We start from the raw sequence: 21,274 nt of genomic DNA on the forward strand, positions 1-21,274 counted from the left end.
GATATTAATAAGGGGGATTCGTCCCTCTTATTGTGTTTTTATGAAGTTTTTGTAAATTTACTAGTAGACTACTTTAAATCTGCTAATTAGTGGTATAATACGAGGTATGAGAACTATTTTAGAAAGGATACACTATGAAGAAAATACTATCATATTTTACAAGGCATATACCGGCAATACTATTGATGATATTGGTTTTGGGACTACAGGTTAGGTTCGAGCTACTTTTGCCCCAATATACGTCGAATATAGTAAATGTAGGTATACAACAGGAGGGTATAGAAAATTCCATACCAAGGGTTATGGATGAGCAAACTTATGCTATCTTACTTTCCCTGTCAGAGATCAGTCATAAGAATACAATAGCCAAGTCTTATGAGAGGTGGGTTCCTAGTGAGAGTAATGAGCAGAGTAAAAAAATAGAAAAAAGTAATAAAAATTCAGGATTGATTGACCAATCCAAGCGTGATAATATATACTATCTTCTAAAACCGGAAGTAAGTGAACATAAGTTGGACGAATATATGGCCAATTCATTGGTTAATTTGGCTTCATATATGGCCAGTAATTCACAAAGTGCAAGCATGGGACCTGGAGCCAAGGCTATGGCAGGTTTGGTCAGGGATAAAAATATGCCTGACTTTATGAAAAAGCAGGTGAGTATCAGGGTTGTTGGTCAGATATACAAGAATCTAGGTATTGATACAGGAAGTATGCAGAAGTCATATATGTGGAGGACGGGTGCTACCATGCTGGTTCTAAGTGTTATGGCCGGTTTATTCTCAGTAGCAGTGAGTTTTATAGCTGCTAGGGTGTCTACCAAGGTATCAAAGAGCTTGAGGCATGATTCCTTTAGGAAGGTCTTGAAATTTTCTAATAATGAGATGGACAAGTTTTCCATATCATCCCTGATAGCTAGGTGTACAAATGATATACAACAGATTCAGCAGTCCTCTATACTTGGTTTGAGGTTTGTCTTCTACGGACCATTGATGGCTATTGGGGCCTTCAGGAAGGTATTTAAGCTAGAAGTATCTATGCTTTGGATAATTGCCCTGGCTATTTTAGTGACAATCATGTCTATAGCAGTAATAATGATATTTGCCATACCTAAGTTCAAGATAATACAAAAGGTAGTAGATAGGATGAACCTAGTTACTAGAGAATTCATATCAGGAATAGAGGTAAATAGGGTCTTTGGAACTGCAAAATACGAGGAGGAAAGGTTTGATAGAGTCAATACTGAACTCACTGGAGTCAACCTTTTTATAAATAGGATTATGTCGCTGATGCAGCCTTTGATGGTGTTTATAATGAATGGGGCAACCCTCTTGATTATATGGTTTGGGGCCAAGCAGATAGACCTAGGTCATATCCAAGTCGGTGATATGATGGCCTTTATCCAGTATACTATGCAAATTATAATGTCCTTCCTATTTATTACAATGATGTCAGTAATGCTACCAAGGGCCATGATAAGTGCAAACAGGATTAGTGATGTATTGACAAGTGATATAAGCATAGAGGACAAGGGTACTATAAAGGCCTTTGCCCAAGAAGGAAATTTGGTATTTGAAAAAGTATCCTTTAAGTATGAGGGTGCTTTTGAAAATGTACTAGAAGATATTTCGTTTGAAGCTCAAAAGGGAAAGACAACAGCAATAATTGGTTCTACTGGCTCAGGTAAGACTACCATTGTAAATCTAATTCCTAGGTTCCTTGAAGCTACTAGTGGCAAGATATATCTTGATGGTGTAGAAACAAGGCAGATTCCAATGGCTGTCCTAAGAAGTAAGGTTTCAATAGTTCCTCAGAAGTCAGTCCTATTTTCAGGCACTATAGCGTCTAATATAGAATATGCCAAGACTATTAGGAGCTATAAAAAGATTAAAAATGCGGCGGAAATTTCCCAGTCTATGGGCTTTATAAATGCCAAGCCTGATGGTGTAGATGCCAGTGTGTCTCAGGGAGGTACAAATTTATCAGGTGGCCAAAGGCAGAGACTATCTATAGCTAGGGCCATTGCTAGAAATCCTGAAATTTTGGTCTTTGATGATAGCTTTTCAGCCCTAGACTCCAAGACTGATAGGATGCTTAGACGTGAAATTCATGACAAGTTGGGAGACAAGACACTGATTATAATTGCCCAGAGGATAAATACTATCATAAATGCAGATGAGATAATCGTCTTGGATGATGGTAAGATAGTGGGCAAGGGTAAACACCAAGACCTTCTAAAGACTTGTAGGGTTTATTACGAAATAGCTGAATCACAGTTGACAGAGGAGGAATTGAGAAATGCTAAATAGAAAAAATAAAAACAGGTCCTCTGATATAGGCAAGAAGAATAATAGGAGAAAAGTTAAAAGTACAGCAAAAAGTGCCAATAAAAAGTTCAAGGAAGATAAAAAAGATATAAATTTCTCTAGAACTATGAAGAGGTTACTTGACTATACTAGGGGAGACAAGATAAATATTATAATGGTATTTATCTTCTCGATTGTATCCACTATCTTTGCCATAGTAGGCCCCAAGATAATGGGTAAGGCTACAACTGAGATATTTAATGGCTTGGTCAGCAAGATTAAGGATGGAGGCCAGGGCATAAATTTTAATAATATACTTAAGATAGTAGTCATTCTGGCAGTCCTATACATAGTCAGCGCACTCTTCTCATATGTTCAGTCGTATATTATGAGTGGGGTTGCACAGAGAATATCTTACAGGTTGAGGGAAGAAATATCACAGAAGATAAATAGGCTACCCATGGCCTATTTTGATAAGAATAGCAAGGGAGATATTATATCAAGGGTGACAAACGATGTAGATACACTTAGTCAGACTATGAACCAGAGTTTGATGCAGATGATCACTTCTATAGTAACAGTAGTTGGTGTATTTATAATGATGTTATCTATTAACTTTTGGATGACACTCGCAGCCCTAATAGTATTACCTTTGACCATGTTGGTTCTATCTTTGATTATCAGGAAGTCCCAGGTCTTTTTCAAGCAACAACAGAAGTACCTAGGAGACATTAATGGTAAGATAGAAGAGACCTTCTCTGGACAAAATATAGTCAGGGGCTACAATGGTGAAAAGTTTGAGATAAATGAATTTGACTCTATTAATAGGTACCTCTATGATACAGGTTGGAAGTCACAGTTTCTGTCTAGTATCATGATGCCTATAATGAATTTTGTGGGTAATCTAGGTTATGTGATAGTATCCATCCTGGGAGGCTATATGGCAATTAATGGCAAGATAGCAGTTGGAGATATCCAGGCCTTTATCCAATATATGAGGTCCTTTACTCAACCGCTCAACCAGATAGCCCAGATAATGAATTTACTCCAGTCTACGGCAGCAGCTGCAGACAGGATATTTGAATTTTTGGATGAGGATGAAATAGACCTATCCAAGAAGGATGTGCTCGAAAAGGAAGTAGAGGGCAATATTAGCTTTGACCACGTAAGGTTCGGCTATGATAGTGATAATATCATTATCGAGGATTTTAGTTTGGACGTGAGGGCAGGTCAGAAGATTGCAATAGTTGGTCCTACAGGGGCTGGAAAAACGACCCTGGTAAAACTATTGATGAGATTTTACAAGCTCAATTCTGGAAAGATTAGCATAGATGGTGTGGATATAGACACGCTTGACTTGGAAAACTATAGGAAGAATTTTGCAATGGTGCTCCAAGATACATGGCTATTCAGTGGAACCATAATGGAAAACCTAAAATACGGTAAGCTGGATGCTAGTGATGAAGAAGTTTATAAGGCTACAAAGGCTGCTCATGTTGATAGATTTATAATGACTCAGAAGCAAGGGTATGATACAATATTAACAGAGGACTCGAAGAACATATCTCAGGGGCAAAAACAGTTACTGACAATTGCCAGGGCTATACTTTCAAACCCAAAGATATTGATTCTAGATGAAGCGACGAGTTCTGTTGATACTAGGACAGAGGTCCTAATACAGCAGGCCATGGATAATTTGATCAAGGATAGGACTAGTTTTATCATTGCTCATAGATTGTCCACTATTAGGGATGCTGACTTGATTTTGGTCTTGAATGAAGGGGACATAGTAGAACAGGGTAGCCATGAAGAACTCTTGGCTAAGAATGGTTTCTACAGTAGCCTATATAGGTCACAGTACGAAGAATTGGAAGGTGCTAATTGATATGAAGATAGATTGGAATAGAAAATATACTACCATAGCTGTTTATGCAATAATTGTGATTGTCTTTGGAATTTCATTTTGCTTGAGTGTGATGAAGTTTTCAAGGTTGAGTGAGCTGACGTCTACCTTTATATCGATTTTGAAACCATTTATTGTAGGCTTTTCCTTAGCCTACTTACTAAACTTCATACTGGAATTTTTAGAAGGCAAATTTATTCTGAAATTATTGCCAAATGCAGGCAAGAAGACAAGAAGATACCTTTCAATGATTATTACATATGTTTTGGTTACAGTGTTTGTATTTTTATTCTTTAAATTCATATTTCCTCAGGTTGCAGAGAGTATAGTAAGACTAGTAACAGATTTCCCTAATATAGTTAACCAGATTTATAACTATGTTGATAAATTTGTAAGACATATTGACCTACCACGTGCAACTAGGTTGGCTGTAAACCAGAAGGTTAATGAAATAGGTAAGTCTGCTATAGACTTTGCCACAAATTTTGTTCCTTACCTTGCTAATTTCTTTTTAAATATAGTAAAAAGTATATGGAATTTGATTTTGGGTATAATCATATCTATTTATATATTAGCCGACAAGGAAGGTTTTTTCCACATGTGCAGTAAATTCATATTTGCCATGTTTTCTAAGGAAAGTTCTGACAATATATTAAAGGTAACTAGGCTTTCTAATGACATATTTGGCAAGTTTATTATTGGAAAAATTATAGACTCTATTATAATAGCAATAATAACCTTTATAATATTGACTATTGTAAAGATGCCTTATGTAATTCTGTTGACATTTATAATAGGTATTACAAATGTGATTCCATTCTTTGGTCCATTTATAGGAGCAATACCATCAGTGCTTTTAGTACTGATGGTAGACCCAATAAAAGCACTATGGCTAATATTGATTATATTCTTGATTCAGCAGCTGGACGGCAATGTGATAGGACCTAAGATACTAGGAGATTCCATAGGGATTTCATCATTTTGGATCTTGTTTTCCCTATTAGTAGCTGGAAAATTCTTTGGTATAATAGGTATGGTTATAGGAGTACCTTTGTTCGCTGTGATTTATACCATGGTTGGTGAAAGTGTAAATAACAGACTGAAAAAAAAGGGCTTGATAGGTTCTGTAGAAAATAAAAATAAATAAAAATGAAAAATATAGCTGGTCTAGAGTTTGTATATACAATATGATAAACTCTGTTCCAGCTATTTTTATTTCTATTAAAATTAGATTATGATTAGGAGTGCAAATACTTGTTGTTAGCTGGTTTTAAACTAGAGTAATTTGAATGTGTTTTTTTCGTAGTCTATTAGGCCATCATCTTTTAATCTGCTGAGCTCTCTAGAGAGTGCAGACCTATCCACACCTAAAAAGTCTGCCATATCCTTTCTAGAATAAGGTATAATGAAGATATTTTTACCCTTCTTGACCTTATTTAGCTCTAGAAAATGTAGAATTTTTTCCCTAATATTTCTCCTAGACACAATATCTATTTTTGAAAGAAGTATGAGATTTTTATCTGCAAATGTATGTAGGAGTTTGGATATAATTTCTTGCTTATCTTTTATCAGGTCCAGGTCACCTATATTTTCTATTGATAAGAGTTGTTCTGTGTTTATCAAGAGAAGAGTAGACTTCTTGTTAGTAGTCGCTGTTACAGGACTAATCTTTCTGCTAGTGAAAGAGAATACCTCAGCAAAAATTTGGTTTTCACCGACCGAGTCAATGATGTTTCGATTTCCATATTCGTCAGTTTTGGAAAGTATAACCTCACCCTCTAGCAGAATACACATATTTTGATAGTATTCACCTTCATTGAAGATGATTTGATTTTTATCAAGTTGTATAAGTTTTGAATTAAAGGAATTTAATATTTTTTCTAAAGCATCTTCGCCCAAGTGTGAGAATAGGTTTATTTTATTTAATTTTTCTAAGTACTTTTTTTCAATCATATTTACCTCCTGTGTCTTGCTTCTATATTATATATTATTTATCTACAACTAGTATGTAACTATTATATCAAATATTAGAAAAAAGATGAATAAATCTTATTTTTATTAAATTGAAATAAAAAAACAGCTAGAATAATTATCAAAAAAATATATATAGGCGGTTTATTTTGTTTTTTAAAGGATATAAATATGAATAGAGATATTTAGATACTTAGTTATATAAAAAGGCTTGTAACCTTTGCCTAGATATATGGATTAGTTTTAGGATTAATAGGAGGAGTTTAAAATGAAAGAAGTTGCTATTTTAGCAGGAGGATGCTTTTGGTGTATGGTCAAGCCGTATACATCTTATGAAGGCGTTGAAAAAGTTGTAAGTGGATATATAGGTGGACACAAGGAAAATCCAAGCTACAAGGAGGTTTGTGCTGGAGATACTGGACATTACGAGGCTATTCAGATTTTCTTTGATAATGACAAAATTACTTTTAAAGAGATACTAGACATTTTTTGGAAGCAGATAGATCCGCTAGATGGGAATGGCCAATTTGCAGATAGGGGTAGTCAGTATAGAACAGCTATATTTTATACAAGTGATAGACAGTTTGAAGAAGCTAAAGAATCTAAAAAAAATATTGAAGACCTTTACTATGGTGGAAAGCAAATCGCAACAGAAATAATAGAGGCCAGTCAATTTTATCCTGCTGAAGACTACCATCAAAATTACTGCAAGACTAATTCCAAGCACTATAGTGTATACTACAAAAATTCAGGAAGATACAATTTTGTCAAGTCTAATTGGGATAGAAACAATTTAGGTAGGGACGATTTGAGAAAGAGGTTGAGAGACATAGAATTTGAAGTTACACAAAACGATATGACAGAGGTTCCTTTTGAAAATGAATACTTTGATAAGTTTGACAAGGGTATATATGTGGATGTTATAGATGGAAGACCCTTATTTACTTCTAAGGACAAGTTTGATTCAGGTTGTGGTTGGCCGGCATTTAATAGACCTATAAAGGATACTGTTTTGATGGAGAGAACAGACTATTCATTCGGTATGGAGAGGACTGAGGTCAGGTCGGCAGGTTCTAACTCTCATTTAGGTCATGTTTTTAAGGATAATCCAAATTCTGACACTGGTCTTAGGTATTGCATCAATTCAGCCGCCCTAAAGTTTATACCTTATGATAAAATGGAAGAGTGTGGTTATGGTGATTACAAAAAATATCTAGACTAGGTTCAGTTTTAGGTATAGGGCCTATATAAGTGCCTAGCTGTATAGAGTATTTAGCCATACTTGCACAAAATATTTTCAAGGAGATTGTTTATGTTTGAAACAGAAACTTTATATTATAAGGATAGGCATATGAGTAGGTGTCAGGCTGAATTACTATCTCTGGATGTAGATCAGGGATCTATATATATGGTCTTTGATAAGACTATTTTTTTTCCAGGAGGTGGCGGACAGGCCCAGGATAGGGGATATATTCTAGATCCAGCTGGACTCAAGTTGGAGGTATGTGGATTTAAGGAAAGTGACAAGTTAATTTACCACAAAGTTAGATTAGCCAAGGATAGTTCTGATTTATTATTTAAGGGTAATAAGGAAACTATTATGTCCGATGAATGCGATTACATAAGGTCTAATGTTAGTCTGGGTACTAAGTTTGATATGGTTTTGGATTGGGATCATAGGTTAGATGGTATGCAGCAACATACGGGTCAACATGTGCTGTCAGGTGTATTTTACAAGCTTTTTTCTAGGAACACCTTAGGCTTGCATATAGGTAAGGATGTATCACAATTGGATATTGTAGGGGAATTTGACGACGAAATGGTCAAGCGTGTTGAGAGGTATGCCAATTATGTGATATCCCGTGATATGTTGGTGGATAATTATGTTTTAGATAAGGAACAAGTGGCTGAGACTCATACCAGGAGACCATTGCCAAATACAAGTGGAGATATAAGAATTTTAAAAATTGAAGACTTGGATATAAATGCGTGTTGTGGTGTTCACTGCAATACTACAGGTATGTTAAGGCTAATAAAAATCAAAAAATACTATAGACATAAGGGTAATACTCGCTTTGAATATTTGTCGGGTGCAAGGGCCATATCATATTTGTTAGACAGGGATGACTACTTTAGTCAGATACTCCTAAAGTATGATACAAATGAAGTGAATATATTAAAAGCTCTTGGAAATTTGGAAAGTAAGAAAGATGACTTTGCAGAGAGGAACAAGATTCTTTTGGACTACTATCTAGAAACCAAGTCCAAGAAACTATTAGATGGTGCTGTAGAGAACTCAAAAGGTATCTTAGTAGTCAAGGAACAACTTGAAGAAGAGGATTGGATGGTTGAAGCTTTAGCCAAATATATGACGAATAGGCACAAAGTTATAGTTATTTTAGCCAGTCTAAGCCAGTCTTCTGCTAGGGTATTTCTACAGATAGATAAAAAATTAGCTAAGGAAAACTCCATAAAATTAGCTAGTGTTTTTAAAGAGTATGCTAGCTTAGCAGGTATAAAGGGTGGTGGCTCTGATTTTATGGCCCAGGGACAGGTTCTAGATAAAAAAAATGTTGACAAATTTATAGATAAAATTTATTCTATATATATTGGTCTTTAATTACAGACAATAATAATTTAGATAGGTATGTAGAGCTACTTAGTATGATAGGGTATCTTTACTTTTATGGGAGGAAATAATGTCAATTTCAGGATTGGTTATTTTGATTATTCTATCTTTGCTTGTGGTCCTATTCGTTATAGGCAAGGATGGAAGAGGAGTGAATAACTATATTGTAAGAAATACGGCTGCAGTTTATAGTTTAATACTGTCTCTTTTAGCTATAATAAAGTCAAACCAGGGCATGGTTCAAGGTTTTTATATGGGACTATTGTCATTTATATTGTCACTCTTGGTACTTACTGTGTATAAGAAAAAGTACGATATATGCAGGATACTCTTGGTGATTAGTATAGTTCTGGCTACTATTGCTACATATTTTTCTTACATAAACTAAAATAAAGTAATCATGACCACCTAGTTAGGTGATTGTGATTACTTTATTTTCATTAGTTCAAAACCATTTACTTGCAGTGACTCTATTTTTTCTGACTTTATTACGGAATCAAAATAAATCTTGTTCCTTTCATTTGGATATGTGAAATATCCGCTAGCATAAATGCTAGGTCCGTTTTTATGTATAGAAGAGGTGATCACTTCTAATTTACCATCTGTCCTTACGCTAGAAACTATTTTTTTCTTTATTAGATTTTCGTACTTGATTGTTTCTTTTACATCAAGCTTATTGTCTATACTAGTAAATTTTGAAGGCATAGTATCATATGTCTTATAATTTACAAGCGTTTTATATATTTTTGAGCCTGCTAAGACTACAAAAATAGTTACGATGACCAAGTATATAAAAATTACCCAGGCTGGACGAGGTTTCTTTATTAGTTTTTTGTTTTTTAGATTTCTAGTTTGTTGGTTGATTTGTTCCCTCATCCTGTTAATATCGTAGACGGTATTACCTTCGGGCATAGGTCTTGGTGGTTTATTTTGAGCCTGCTTGGATGCGTAGGCCTTCTTTTTTTCGGCAAAGTTTATAGTTTTATTATTTTTTTTATCCTTAGCCATGGCTCTACCTCCTGTCAAGTATCAATTAATTCTAATTATATTAAATTTGTCAAGTCAAGTCAATCTTTTAACTGAAGATAGGATAAAAATAATGCTAATTCTAAAAAATAATTTCTTAATTGGATGGTAAGCATTAAGTAATTATGATATCATAGAATTGATAGAATATGGGTCATTGGCCCAAGAAGGTAGTGATGTAGATGATATTTATAGGAAATAGATATGAAATAACTGATAGACCTGTTTATATTGAGGAAAATAAGTTATACAACGCCTATGATTCCGAGAAAAAAATTGATGTTAAGATTAAGATTATAGAAAATAATAGGTATATAAGCTTAGACTTTATACCAAATCTAATAGATGAGAGTATGATAATTGAAGAATTGAGGTCTCCATACATATTAAAGATATTGGATGTCGGCGTTCATAGAACTGTTGATAACCTATTATATTATATAGTGTATGAAAATTTTAGGGGAGTGTCACTTACTACTCTAAATAAGGGTGCCTATCTACATATGGATGCATTGATAAGGATAGCTACTCAGACTGTAAAGGCTCTGCAGGCGTATTATAGCTTGGGTAAAAAGCATGGCTCATTGAGGCCTGACAATATTTTGGTCAATGAAAGGTACGAGATAAAGATAGCCGATTTTGGTATTACAGAGGCCAACAAGGGGACAAATGTCAGGTGTTCAGGCAACCTAAAATACCTGTCACCATCTCAGCTTAGCATAGATTTTACGGATATAAAGACAGACCTATACTGTCTAGGTGTAATCTTGTATGAGTCGGTTTTTAAAAAGTTCCCATTCAACGACGCTCATACAGAAAAACAATTGATAAAGTCTATTGATAAGGGGGTTATTTGGGCCAAGATTAATACTAATGGCCTGAATAAGGACTTTGTTGATATAATAAAACGCCTCTTAGAGAGAAACGACAACTTGTGCTATAAAAATTACAATGAAGTTCTTTTGGGCTTGAGTCATTTTATGTACAAGACTTCTAAAATAGATATTCAGGCTATAAGAGAAGAAGAGGAAAAACCCCATTTAGAATCTGTTTTACATAAAACAGGTCGTGTGAGTCCGGATGATTTTTACAAGACTAGGCAAATGTACTTATCTGATATACACAAGGAATTGGACAACAAGAGTATAGATGATATGAAGATTGTCAAAAACGGGCAAGCTGACAAGAAAGATTATAATAAAAAGGACAGAAAAAAGACATCCCTACTTGTCATAGTGATAATTCTAATTGTCATGATGATTTTGCCATTTATTAATATGTTTTTATAAGAATTAGCCCATGCATAAAGCCTGGGCTTTTTATTCGTAAAATTCTTTCTTATATGGTATAATGTAATTTAGCATATTATGCGATTTGGTGGTGATTAAATGAAGATTAGGACTTTAGAAGTATCTGAAGTAAATGAATATATCAAGAAAGTTTTTTTAGATGATCCCATTTTAAATAGTCTTAAAATAAGGGGCGAGGTATCAAATTTTAAGATTCATTCTAGCGGACATGTATATATGACTTTGAAAGATAAAAATTCAAAGATTAGGTGTATGGTATATAGGTCAGACTATAATAAGGACCTGGGCTTGAATAATGGAAGCAAGATAGTAGCAGATGGCTATATATCTAATTATGTGAATGACGGTTCCTACCAACTTTATATAAAAAATATATCTCTCGAAGGTATGGGGAACTTGTACCTTGAGTTTTTGAAACTAAAGGGAAAATTAGAGAAAGAAGGGCTTTTTTCCAGCAAGTATAAGAAAACTATACCTAGATTTCCAAAAGATATAGGTGTAGTTACCTCAGAAACGGGTGCAGTTATAAGAGATATAATAAATGTTGTAACTAGAAGATACCCAAAGGTAAATATCAAGTTGTATCCAGCCTTGGTTCAAGGGAAGGAATCGGTGGCTAGTCTAATAGAAGGTATTAATTTTTTTAATCAGGAATGCCCTGTAGACACTATTATTATAGGTAGGGGTGGTGGTTCTCTTGAAGAATTATGGTCATTTAATGATGAAGAACTTGCAAGAGTAATATTCTCATCACATATACCAGTAATTTCTGCTGTAGGTCACGAAACTGATTTTACTATATGTGATTTTGTATCAGATGAAAGAGCACCAACACCTTCTGCAGCAGCTGAGATAGCAACTCCAAATCTAGCTAGCTTGATGAAAGACCAAGAGCTTATGGCCAAGCGTATGGCAAACTATATAAATAATAGAATCATCTTGGAAAAACATAAATTGATTTCTAATATGGATAGGTTTAGTCAATATGCAGATAGGTATATGTTAGGAGATAGATATATGGCTCTTGATAGGATTTTTGACAAGATGGGTGTTAGTTTCATGAACTACATTTCTAAAAAAAGAGATGAGATGAATTTGTACGGTGCAAAGATGTCTAGCCTGAACCCATTTGCTATATTTGACAGGGGATATTCAATAGCCCAAAAGAATGGTCAGATAGTGTCCAGTGTAGATAATGTTGTTGATGGAGATAGGCTGGAGATTAACTTAAAAGATGGAGTGCTTGGCTGTCAGGTAAGTGATATAAATAAAATTTAAAATAGGATCGGGGTGGCGATTTGAATATAGATACTGGAATTAATTTAAAGGATATAGATGTGGAAAGCTTGTCTTATGAGGAGGCTTTTGACATGATGAAAGAACTGGTTAATAAACTAGAAAATGGCCAGGTGAGTCTTGAAGAATCTCTCAAGTTGTTTGAGGAGGGGACAAGGCTGTACAGGCATTGCAATTCAATACTGGAAAAAACTGAGATGAAGATAAGTAAGTTTAATGAATATAAGGAAGAGGTAGAGGTGGACTAATGGATTTCATCAGTGAATTAAAGAATAAAAGTGATTTTATAGAGTCTGAGATATATAGCTATCTTCCAGTTGAAGAAGGCTATCAAAAAACGCTTTTTTCAGCCATGAATTATAGTTTTAAGGCTGGAGGTAAAAGGTTAAGGCCCATATTAATTATGGAAGCATATAGCTTGTGTGGTGGAAAGGGTAGTGATTATATACCATATTCAGCTGCCATAGAGATGATTCATACCTACTCACTAATCCATGATGACTTGCCAGCCCTTGATAATGATGATTTGAGAAGGGGCAAGCCAACTAATCATAAGGTATTTGGAGAGGCCATGGCTATATTGGCCGGAGATGGACTTCTAAATTGGGCCTATGAGATAATTTTGAACCAGGCGGTAAATTCTGACAATAAATCTGCATCAATCAAGGCATGTAAGGCAATAGCAGATGGGGCTGGTATTTACGGTATGGTAGGTGGACAGGTAGTAGATGTTGAAAGTGAGTCAAAGGAAATAGATATTCAGTGTCTGGAATTTATTCATTTGAACAAGACTGCTGCTATGATTATCGCCTGTATGAAGGCAGGTGCCTACTTAGCTGGTGCAGATGACGATACTGTAAAAAAATTGGAAAATTATGGAAAGTGTATAGGTTTGGCCTTCCAAATTGCAGATGATATCCTAGATATTGAGGGTGACGAGAAGGAATTAGGCAAAAAAATAGGCAGTGATATTGATAATGACAAGGCTACCTATCCGCATATAGTTGGGATGGAAAGGTCTAAAGAGCTAGCTAAAGATTTGATTGATAGGGCTAAATTGATAGTAAATGATTTTGAGAACTCAGAATTTTTAGCTTCATTAGCCGACTATATTATTAACAGAAACAAATAGTGTGATATGGAGGAAGTATGAATTTTTTCAGTGATATATTTAGCAATAATATATTATGGGTTAGCGTATTAGCCTGCTTTTTGGCCCAATTCTTAAAGATTTTTTCAGGTGATAAGAGGGTTGAAATTAGTAGGATAATAATATCTGGTGGTATGCCTAGTTCACATAGTTCATTTGTTTCTTGTATGTCGACAATGATAGGTTTAAAATATGGTTTTTCATCAGATATATTCGCAATAGCAGCAGTTGTATCAACGATTATTATGTATGATGCTTCTGGTGTAAGGCAGGCTGTAGGCAAGCAGGCTACAATTCTCAATCAATTGATAGAGGACTGGCAAAATAATAAGGAAATAAAACAGGAAAAACTGAAGGAATTAATGGGACATACTCCAAAGCAGGTTTTCTTTGGTGCAATATTAGGTATATTAATCGGCCTGATATTCTAGTAAATTAAGGTGATAATTATGTATGAATTAATAAGTGGGGTAAATTCCCCATCAGATATAAAAAAAATGAATAAGGAAGAATTAAATGACCTTTCTAAGGATATTAGAAAGTTTTTAATTAAAAAAGTTTCAGCAAGAGGTGGGCATCTGGCATCTAACCTAGGTGTCGTAGAATTGACTCTAGCCCTGCATAAGGTATTTAATAGTCCCAAGGACAAGATTATTTGGGATGTAGGTCATCAAGCCTATGTCCATAAGATACTGACAGGTAGAAAAGATGGATTTGACTCACTAAGACAGTATGGAGGCATGTCGGGCTTTCCAAAAGAGTCAGAAAGTGAGCATGATATATTTGATACTGGTCACAGTTCTACGTCTATATCAGTGGCTTTGGGTCTGGCTTGTGCAAGGGATATACAAAAGGAAAATTACCAGGTGATAGCTGTAATAGGCGATGGCGCCTTTACGGGTGGAATGGCTATTGAGGCCTTGAATAACCTTGGATATTTGAAAAAGAATATGATAGTAATCTTAAATGACAATGAAATGTCTATAGATAAGAATACAGGGGCCTTTTCATCCTATATGTCAAAGATAATGATGAATAGCGATACCCTTATTATGAAGGAAAATTTAGATAAATTTATGAATATGACCCAAATTGGTAGCAAGATATCCAAGAGGGCCAATAGGTTGACGGATTCTATACTTACTAGTCTATCACCATCAGAGTGTGGTCTAATTGATGCTTTGGGAATCAAGTATTTTGGTCCGGTTGATGGACATAACATAGAAGAGTTAGTAGAAACTCTTGAATTTATAAAAAATGTAGATGGTCCTAAATTTATCCACGTAAAAACAGTTAAAGGCAAGGGCTATAAATTTGCTCAAGATCATCCTGAAGACTACCATGGAGTTGGGAAATTTGACTATAGACAAGGTGTAAAGTCAGGTAAGAAGAGGTCTATATCATCAATAGTTGGTCTTACCCTAGCAGAGATGGCCAATTACAATGAAAGTATTGTAGCTATTACAGCTGCCATGCCAACTGGAACGGGTTTAAATATATTTTCCAAGCTACACCCAGATAGGTATTTTGATGTAGGTATAGCAGAACAGCATGCGACTACATTTGCGGCAGGGCTGGCAAAGGCTGGTATGAAGCCGTATTTTGCAGTATATTCTACCTTCCTGCAGAGGGGGTATGACCAGTTGATACATGATGTATGCATTACAGGCAAGCCGGTTACTTTTTTAATTGACAGGGCTGGACTGGTAGGTAATGATGGTGAGACCCACCATGGTATATTTGACCTTTCATACCTAAATCCAATACCAAACCTTACAGTTATGGCCCCTATGGACAGTCAGGAAATGATAGATATGATTAGATTTTCTGAGAGAATAGACAGTCCTCTGGCTATTAGGTATCCAAGGGGAAGTGAGTACGTCATAAGTCAAAAAGACTATGACTTTTGTAGGATAGATAGAGAAGGTTTGGATTCTTATTCGATAGGTAAACCTCAAGTTCTCATCGATGAGCTAGGAACTGGCATAAATGAAAATAATTTGAAAAAAGTGGCTATAATAAGTATAGGAAATATGATGAAACCAGTACTTGATTGCCTGCCTGCTTTAAGGCATAAGTATATGGAGGGTCACGATGGAAATAACTTTGAGCTTATCTTATTAAATGCCAGGTATTTGAAACCGCTGGACGAAGAAGCTTATTTAGACGTATTGACAAGAGTAGATCATGTAATTACCCTAGAGGATAATGTGGTTACAGGAGGATTTGGTTCCAATATTTTGAAGATTATATCAGACAATAAATTGGGTACAAAACTAGATATCTTTGCAATACCTGAGAGGTTTATAGAACATGGTGATACGGACATATTGATGGATGAGCTAGGATTGTCAGCAAGTAAGATTGGGCAAAGAATACTGGATATCATCGAATAAGTGGTTCCTAGTCAGATAAATGGAGGTAGCTATGAAGAAAAGAATAGATGTATTATTGGTCGATATGGGCTTTTTTCCCAGTCGTGAGCAGGCGAGAAGGACTATAATGGCCGGTAATGTTTTTGTAGATAATCAAAGAGTGGACAAGGCAGGAACGCCAGTCAAAGTTGATTCAGAAATTGTTGTAAAGGGTAAACCACTGGCTTATGTAAGTCGTGGAGGACTCAAACTAGAAAAGGCTATGAATAATTTTGATCTTAGTTTAAAAGGCAAGGTTTGTATGGATATTGGTGCATCAACAGGAGGATTTACAGACTGTATGTTGCAAAATGGAGCAGTCAAAGTTTATTCAGTTGATGTAGGTTATGGTCAATTGGCATGGAAGTTAAGGCAAGATGAGAGAGTAGTCTGTATGGAAAGACAGAATATTAGGTTCTTAGAGCTAGATGCCCTTGATGAAAGACCTGATTTTGCCTCAATAGATGTCTCATTTATATCACTTAAGCTCGTACTTCCAAAGGCCTGGGAACTTTTGAATGAGGCTGGTAGGCTAGTAGCCCTTATAAAACCCCAGTTTGAGGCAGGAAGAGAAAAGGTAGGCAAGAAGGGGGTTGTAAGAGAAAAATCAACCCATGTAGAAGTAATAGAGATGGTTTCTCAGGTTGCCGTAAAGGAAGGTTTTAAAATACTTGACCTCGACTTTTCGCCTATAAAGGGTCCAGAAGGTAATATAGAGTATCTAATTTATCTTGAGAAGACTGATAAAAAGATAGAGTACATTGATGAAGATCAACAAGCTAGCTTACTTGATGAGTATGAAGCCTATCATGATAGGGTAGTGGATTTGGTGGATAGGTCACATTCATTAGATTAGTAGAGGGAGGATATTGATGATTAAGGAACTGTATATGAAAAATTGTGCCTTAGTTGAAGAATTAAGGGTAGATTTTGGTAGTATGTTAAATATATTGACAGGGGAAACTGGTTCAGGCAAGTCTATAGTCCTAGAAGGTTTAAATTTGTGCATAGGCGGTAAGTATGACAGGTCTTTTTTAAGGAAGGGATGCGAGAAAGGCTTGGTAGAATTACTTGTAATTACCGACAATGAAGCCATCAATGGCTTGTTGGATGAATTTTCAATACCATATAGAGATAATGAGTTACTTGTATCAAGAACAATATTTAAAGATGGAAAGTCTGCTACAAGGCTAAATGGCAGGTCTATTAGACTAACAGACCTGAAAACTATTATGATGTCTATAGTTGATATTCACAGTCAACATCAAAATCAGGCCCTGTATAATAGGGATAGGCATTTAGAATTTTTGGACTTGTACGGCAAGGAAAATTTAAAAAATGTAATGTCAAGTTACATGTCTAAATTCAAAGAGTATACAGAAATTAAATCAAAAATCCTAGAATTAAATGATAATATGACTGAGAGAGAGCTGGAGAGAGAGATAGATCTTTTAAAGTACCAGATAGATGAGATTGAAAAGGCCAATCTCGATGTTGATGAGTATGAGACCTTGAAAATAAAGTACAAAAAGTATTCCAACCAGGACAAGATAAATACAGCTATATTAACTGGCTATGATAACTTGAAATCTGGAGAACTGAGTGTTCAAGACAAGTTAGGCAAGTCCATATCCGCTTTAAAACCCGTTTCTGATTATGATACGGAGTTGGAGGATATTTTAGAAGGCTTAGAGAATATAATGTATCAATTAGAGGATGTTGATGCTAGTATGAGGTCCTACATAGATAAAAATGAATACGATCCACATACTTTAGAAGAAATTCAGTTGAGGATGGACTTTATAAATTCTATGAAAAGGAAGTATGGGGATAGAATAGAAGACATACTAGAATATAAGCTAGAGATGAAAAAAAGACTCTACAATATAGAAAATAGGGAAGAACGTAAGCAGGCTTTATTGAAGGAAAAGGAAAAAATAGAGGCTGATTTAGATAAAATAGGAGGAGACCTGACTAGTTCCAGAAAGTTGGTTGCCAAACTCCTTGAAGAGGACTTGTTAAAAGAATTAGAGTCTCTTAATATGAAAAATACAAAATTTAAGGTAATATTTAACAAAGTAGGTTACACTAGTAGTGGACGTGATGACGTTGAATTTTATGTTTCATTTAATTTAGGAGAAAACCTAAATCCGCTTAGCAAGGTAGCGTCCGGAGGCGAAATGTCACGTTTTATGTTGTCATTCAAGAAAATTTTGTCTGATGTAGATAAGATAGAAACTATGATTTTTGATGAAATAGATACTGGTATAAGTGGTAGAGCTGCCCAGGTTGTAGGTGAGAAGTTGGCCCAAATGGCTAAGCATAAGCAGCTAATATGTATAACTCATCTACCTCAGATAGCTGCATTTGCAGACAATCATTACTATATAGAAAAGAATGTAGAAAATGATAGGACGTACACCAGTATAAGTGATCTTAGCTATCACGATAGAGAAAAGGAAATTGCTAGGTTGATTTCCGGTAAAGTTATAACAGAAAAAACCTTAGAACATTCTCATGAAATGATTGAGTTGGCTAAGAAGACAAAGGCATAGGAGGTAATCATGCGGGTAGAAGGTAAGTTGAAAAAGGACAAGAAAACTAAAAAGCTCGCTAAGCGAATTAATGCAGGTGAAATAGCCCTAATAAACCATGTCGATTTGGATGAGGTGGCTGCCAAGTCTTTGGTTGAAGCAAAGATAAAATTGGTAATAAACGCCGCGGAGTCCATAAGTGGTAGATATCCGAATGTTGGTCCATCGATACTGATGAAGGAGCATATATTAATAATAGACAATATTGGTATAGAGGCCTTTGATGAACTAAATGAAGATGATGAAATAGTCATTGAAGATGGGATTATATACAGGCAGGATAAGAAAATAGGATCTGGGCAGGTGATGGATGCAAGTCTTATTTTAGAAAAGACAAGACAGGCCTATGAAAACCTAGAAGTTGAGTTGGATAGGTTCATAGACAATACAATTGAGTATGCAAAAAGAGAAAAAGGTTTGATATTAGGTGATGTAAAAATACCACCTATGAAAACTGATTATAATGACAAGCATGTCCTAGTAGTGGTTAGGGGTCACAATTATAAGGATGACCTAGAGGCCATGATATCCTACATTGAAGAAGTCAAGCCAATACTGGTAGGTGTGGACGGCGGTGCAGATGCAATTCTTGAGTTTGGATATAAGCCTGATGTAGTTGTTGGTGACATGGATAGTGTTACAGATGAGGCACTGAGGGCTGCCAAAGAAATAGTAGTCCATGCCTATACTGACGGCAGGGCGCCAGGCTTAAAGAGAGTAGAAGATTTGGGGCTAGAAGCCGTAGTATTTCCATCTCCTGGTACTAGTGAGGATATAGCCATGTTGGCAGCTTATGAATATAATGCCAAGTTAATAGTAGCTCTTGGAACCCATTCCAATATGATAGACTTTTTGGAAAAGGGTAGAAAGGGTATGGCCTCTACATTTTTGGTTAGACTCAAGATAGGGTCTAGATTGATAGATGCCAGGGGTGTAAGCATGCTTTATAAGAGCCGTTTGAAGTTAAAGTATATATTTGCCTTGATAGCAACAGCATTATTCCCTGTAGTTATAGTGGCTAGCCAGTCTCCAAAGGTTCAAACTCTTATGCAATTACTGAGTATAAAAATAAAATTATTGTTACAGATATAATGTAGATGTGGAGGAATAAATTATGCATATAAATTTTAAATATTTTATTGTGTCTATAGGGGCTATATTCTTGGCCTTAGGAGTTGGCATATTGATAGGTACAAGTATGGGGTCCAGCGTGGATATTCAAGAGAAAAATGCAGCTATTGTAACAGATATAGATAAGCAGTTTAAGATCTTAAAAGAAAAAGATGACAAGCTTAGTCAAGAAAATAAAAACTTGCTTGCAAAGCTAGATAATGTTAGAGACTTTATATCTGACAAAGAAGATATCTTAACTGGACAAAAATTGTCAGGCAAAAAGCTTGCCATAGTATCTTTCAATGAAAAAGCTAATATGGATAGTGTAAAAAATGCACTTACTAGTTCAGGAGCAAGTATAGACTTAGAGGTACAAATAAGAGATGAGGCTATGAATCCTGCCAACATAGACAAGCTTAATAGCAAGTTAAGTAAGAAATTCACTAAAAAAGAAGAAGTGGTAAGTTTTATAGCATCTTCAATAAAAAATGCCTCTAATATGAATACTTTGAATAGCCTAGCAGAACTTGGCTTGATAAAGATAGGCTCATATACAGGTACATTTGCCAATATAAATTCAATTATTGTATATAATGGAACAAATGCAAGTGAAAAAAATAAATTTTCCGGCCTAATCAAGCCTATAATAGAGCAACTAAAGGAAGATAAATATATGTTGGCCCTTGCATCCAAGGGAGAAGGTTCAGGTTTAAAAGATTTTTCTAAGATGAAGATATCAACTATAGACAATATAGATGAGGCTGCTGGTAGAGTATCAATGATTGAACTACTAGCTAGTTCAAATATTATTGGAAACTTTGGTAGTAGCCTGGAAGGTGACAAGTTATTGCCAGTAGGAAAATAGGAGGTATATATGTTTACGAGTGTAATAATACCAGCCTATAATGAGGAGTCTAGGATAAAGGATACTCTAGATGGTATTAAAGATATAGAAATAATAGATCAGATTGTGGTTGTAGATGATGGTTCTAGTGATGGTACAGCCAAGGTTATAGAAAATTATAAGTCTAATAAGTTGGTATATGCCATACAAAATCCCAACCAAGGAAAGGGTCATGCCCTGGAGAAGGGTTTAGAACTCGCTAGTAAGGATGCAGATATTATAGTATTTTTAGATGCAGATGTAGGAGTGACATCATCTGAAATAGCCAAGGTTATCAAGCCAGTATTAGAAGGCCAATGCGATGTCTCTATAGCAAGATTCAAGCCGGCTAGCAAGAAAGGTGGCATGGGCTTTGTAAAGAGGTTGGCCAAGGATTCTGTCTATGAGATGACAGGGGTTGAATTAAATGCTACCATATCAGGACAGAGGGCCTTTAGGAGAGAAGTCATATCCCGATTTGACCATATGCCAGAGGGATATGGAGTAGAAGTCGGCATGACAATAGATATATTAAAGTGGGGTTATACAATCAAGGAAGTAATGGTTGATATGACCCACAATGAGACAGGCAGAGATTTAAGTGGTTTTATTCATAGGGGTAAGCAGTATTTACACATTAAAAAAATCGTGAAGCAGAAAAAACGTGAGTGGAGGTAGC

General features: G+C 35.4%; 19 protein-coding genes. 17 read left to right on the forward strand and 2 right to left on the reverse strand.

Annotated features, from left to right (window positions below):
- The first annotated feature begins 134 nt into the window (after positions 1 to 134).
- The 3 genes from HMPREF1639_RS06100 to HMPREF1639_RS06110 are packed head-to-tail and all read left to right on the forward strand — an operon-like array spanning position 135 to position 5,356.
- Positions 135 to 2,309, forward strand: coding sequence for an ABC transporter ATP-binding protein (locus HMPREF1639_RS06100; protein ID WP_036764464.1), 2,175 nt, complete (start codon positions 135 to 137; stop codon positions 2,307 to 2,309).
- Positions 2,299 to 4,191 carry an ABC transporter ATP-binding protein gene (locus HMPREF1639_RS06105; RefSeq protein ID WP_036764466.1) on the forward strand — a complete coding sequence of 631 codons (1,893 nt, stop codon included), beginning with the start codon at positions 2,299 to 2,301 and terminating at the stop codon, positions 4,189 to 4,191. The genes HMPREF1639_RS06100 and HMPREF1639_RS06105 overlap by 11 nt, the downstream gene beginning before the upstream one ends.
- Positions 4,133 to 5,356, forward strand: coding sequence for an AI-2E family transporter (locus HMPREF1639_RS06110; protein WP_242847294.1), 1,224 nt, complete (start codon positions 4,133 to 4,135; stop codon positions 5,354 to 5,356). Before HMPREF1639_RS06105 ends, HMPREF1639_RS06110 begins: the two co-directional genes overlap by 59 nt.
- Before the next feature lie 128 nt (positions 5,357 to 5,484).
- Here the strand turns inward: HMPREF1639_RS06110 and HMPREF1639_RS06115 are convergent, their stop codons facing one another.
- On the reverse strand, positions 5,485 to 6,162 hold the full coding sequence (locus HMPREF1639_RS06115) for a Crp/Fnr family transcriptional regulator (protein ID WP_036764469.1): 678 nt from the start codon (positions 6,160 to 6,162) through the stop codon (positions 5,485 to 5,487).
- A 286-nt stretch (positions 6,163 to 6,448) separates the two neighbouring features.
- Here HMPREF1639_RS06115 and msrB point away from each other — a divergent pair, with 286 nt between their 5' ends.
- The 3 genes from msrB to HMPREF1639_RS06130 all read left to right on the forward strand — a co-directional run bounded on the left by msrB (position 6,449) and on the right by HMPREF1639_RS06130 (position 9,197).
- Entirely contained in the window at positions 6,449 to 7,402 is a 954-nt protein-coding gene (gene msrB, locus HMPREF1639_RS06120; protein WP_036764471.1) for a peptide-methionine (R)-S-oxide reductase MsrB, read from the forward strand.
- Positions 7,403 to 7,492: 90 nt separating this feature from the next.
- Complete coding sequence (locus HMPREF1639_RS06125; RefSeq protein WP_036764473.1) at positions 7,493 to 8,800, forward strand: alanyl-tRNA editing protein; 1,308 nt, start codon at positions 7,493 to 7,495, stop codon at positions 8,798 to 8,800.
- A gap of 79 nt (positions 8,801 to 8,879) precedes the next feature.
- A complete protein-coding gene (locus HMPREF1639_RS06130; protein WP_036764475.1) occupies positions 8,880 to 9,197 on the forward strand; it encodes a hypothetical protein in 318 nt (105 codons plus the stop codon).
- 38 nt (positions 9,198 to 9,235) lie between these two features.
- Here the strand turns inward: HMPREF1639_RS06130 and HMPREF1639_RS06135 are convergent, their stop codons facing one another.
- A complete protein-coding gene (locus HMPREF1639_RS06135; RefSeq protein WP_036764476.1) occupies positions 9,236 to 9,817 on the reverse strand; it encodes a hypothetical protein in 582 nt (193 codons plus the stop codon).
- 200 nt (positions 9,818 to 10,017) lie between these two features.
- Here HMPREF1639_RS06135 and HMPREF1639_RS06140 point away from each other — a divergent pair, with 200 nt between their 5' ends.
- The 11 genes from HMPREF1639_RS06140 (at position 10,018) to HMPREF1639_RS06190 (ending at position 21,273) form a co-directional block, all read left to right on the forward strand.
- The gene (locus HMPREF1639_RS06140; RefSeq protein ID WP_036764478.1) at positions 10,018 to 11,124 is read left to right on the forward strand and encodes a protein kinase domain-containing protein; all 1,107 of its coding nucleotides are present in this window, start codon (positions 10,018 to 10,020) and stop codon (positions 11,122 to 11,124) included.
- A gap of 99 nt (positions 11,125 to 11,223) precedes the next feature.
- Complete coding sequence (gene xseA, locus HMPREF1639_RS06145) at positions 11,224 to 12,423, forward strand: exodeoxyribonuclease VII large subunit (RefSeq protein ID WP_036764480.1); 1,200 nt, start codon at positions 11,224 to 11,226, stop codon at positions 12,421 to 12,423.
- A 20-nt stretch (positions 12,424 to 12,443) separates the two neighbouring features.
- Positions 12,444 to 12,689 carry an exodeoxyribonuclease VII small subunit gene (xseB, locus tag HMPREF1639_RS06150; RefSeq protein ID WP_084572480.1) on the forward strand — a complete coding sequence of 82 codons (246 nt, stop codon included), beginning with the start codon at positions 12,444 to 12,446 and terminating at the stop codon, positions 12,687 to 12,689.
- A complete protein-coding gene (locus HMPREF1639_RS06155) occupies positions 12,689 to 13,573 on the forward strand; it encodes a polyprenyl synthetase family protein (RefSeq protein ID WP_036764482.1) in 885 nt (294 codons plus the stop codon). The genes xseB and HMPREF1639_RS06155 overlap by 1 nt, the downstream gene beginning before the upstream one ends.
- A 17-nt stretch (positions 13,574 to 13,590) precedes the next feature.
- Entirely contained in the window at positions 13,591 to 14,022 is a 432-nt protein-coding gene (locus tag HMPREF1639_RS06160; protein WP_036764484.1) for a divergent PAP2 family protein, read from the forward strand.
- Between the two features lie 18 nt (positions 14,023 to 14,040).
- On the forward strand, positions 14,041 to 15,987 hold the full coding sequence (gene dxs, locus HMPREF1639_RS06165) for a 1-deoxy-D-xylulose-5-phosphate synthase (RefSeq protein WP_036764486.1): 1,947 nt from the start codon (positions 14,041 to 14,043) through the stop codon (positions 15,985 to 15,987).
- A gap of 31 nt (positions 15,988 to 16,018) precedes the next feature.
- Complete coding sequence (locus tag HMPREF1639_RS06170) at positions 16,019 to 16,861, forward strand: TlyA family RNA methyltransferase (RefSeq protein ID WP_036764487.1); 843 nt, start codon at positions 16,019 to 16,021, stop codon at positions 16,859 to 16,861.
- 16 nt (positions 16,862 to 16,877) lie between these two features.
- On the forward strand, positions 16,878 to 18,560 hold the full coding sequence (gene recN / locus HMPREF1639_RS06175) for a DNA repair protein RecN (protein ID WP_036764489.1): 1,683 nt from the start codon (positions 16,878 to 16,880) through the stop codon (positions 18,558 to 18,560).
- Positions 18,561 to 18,569: 9 nt separating this feature from the next.
- The gene (gene steA, locus HMPREF1639_RS06180; protein ID WP_036764491.1) at positions 18,570 to 19,691 is read left to right on the forward strand and encodes a putative cytokinetic ring protein SteA; all 1,122 of its coding nucleotides are present in this window, start codon (positions 18,570 to 18,572) and stop codon (positions 19,689 to 19,691) included.
- Between the two features lie 22 nt (positions 19,692 to 19,713).
- A complete protein-coding gene (locus HMPREF1639_RS06185) occupies positions 19,714 to 20,577 on the forward strand; it encodes a copper transporter (RefSeq protein WP_036764493.1) in 864 nt (287 codons plus the stop codon).
- 9 nt (positions 20,578 to 20,586) lie between these two features.
- Positions 20,587 to 21,273 (forward strand): glycosyltransferase family 2 protein, encoded by a 687-nt coding sequence (locus HMPREF1639_RS06190; RefSeq protein WP_036764495.1) that lies wholly within the window; start codon positions 20,587 to 20,589, stop codon positions 21,271 to 21,273.
- Position 21,274: the final 1 nt, after the last annotated feature.

The organism is Peptostreptococcus sp. MV1 (assembly GCF_000758885.1).
In the GTDB taxonomy this organism is placed as follows: Bacteria; Bacillota; Clostridia; order Peptostreptococcales; family Peptostreptococcaceae; genus Peptostreptococcus.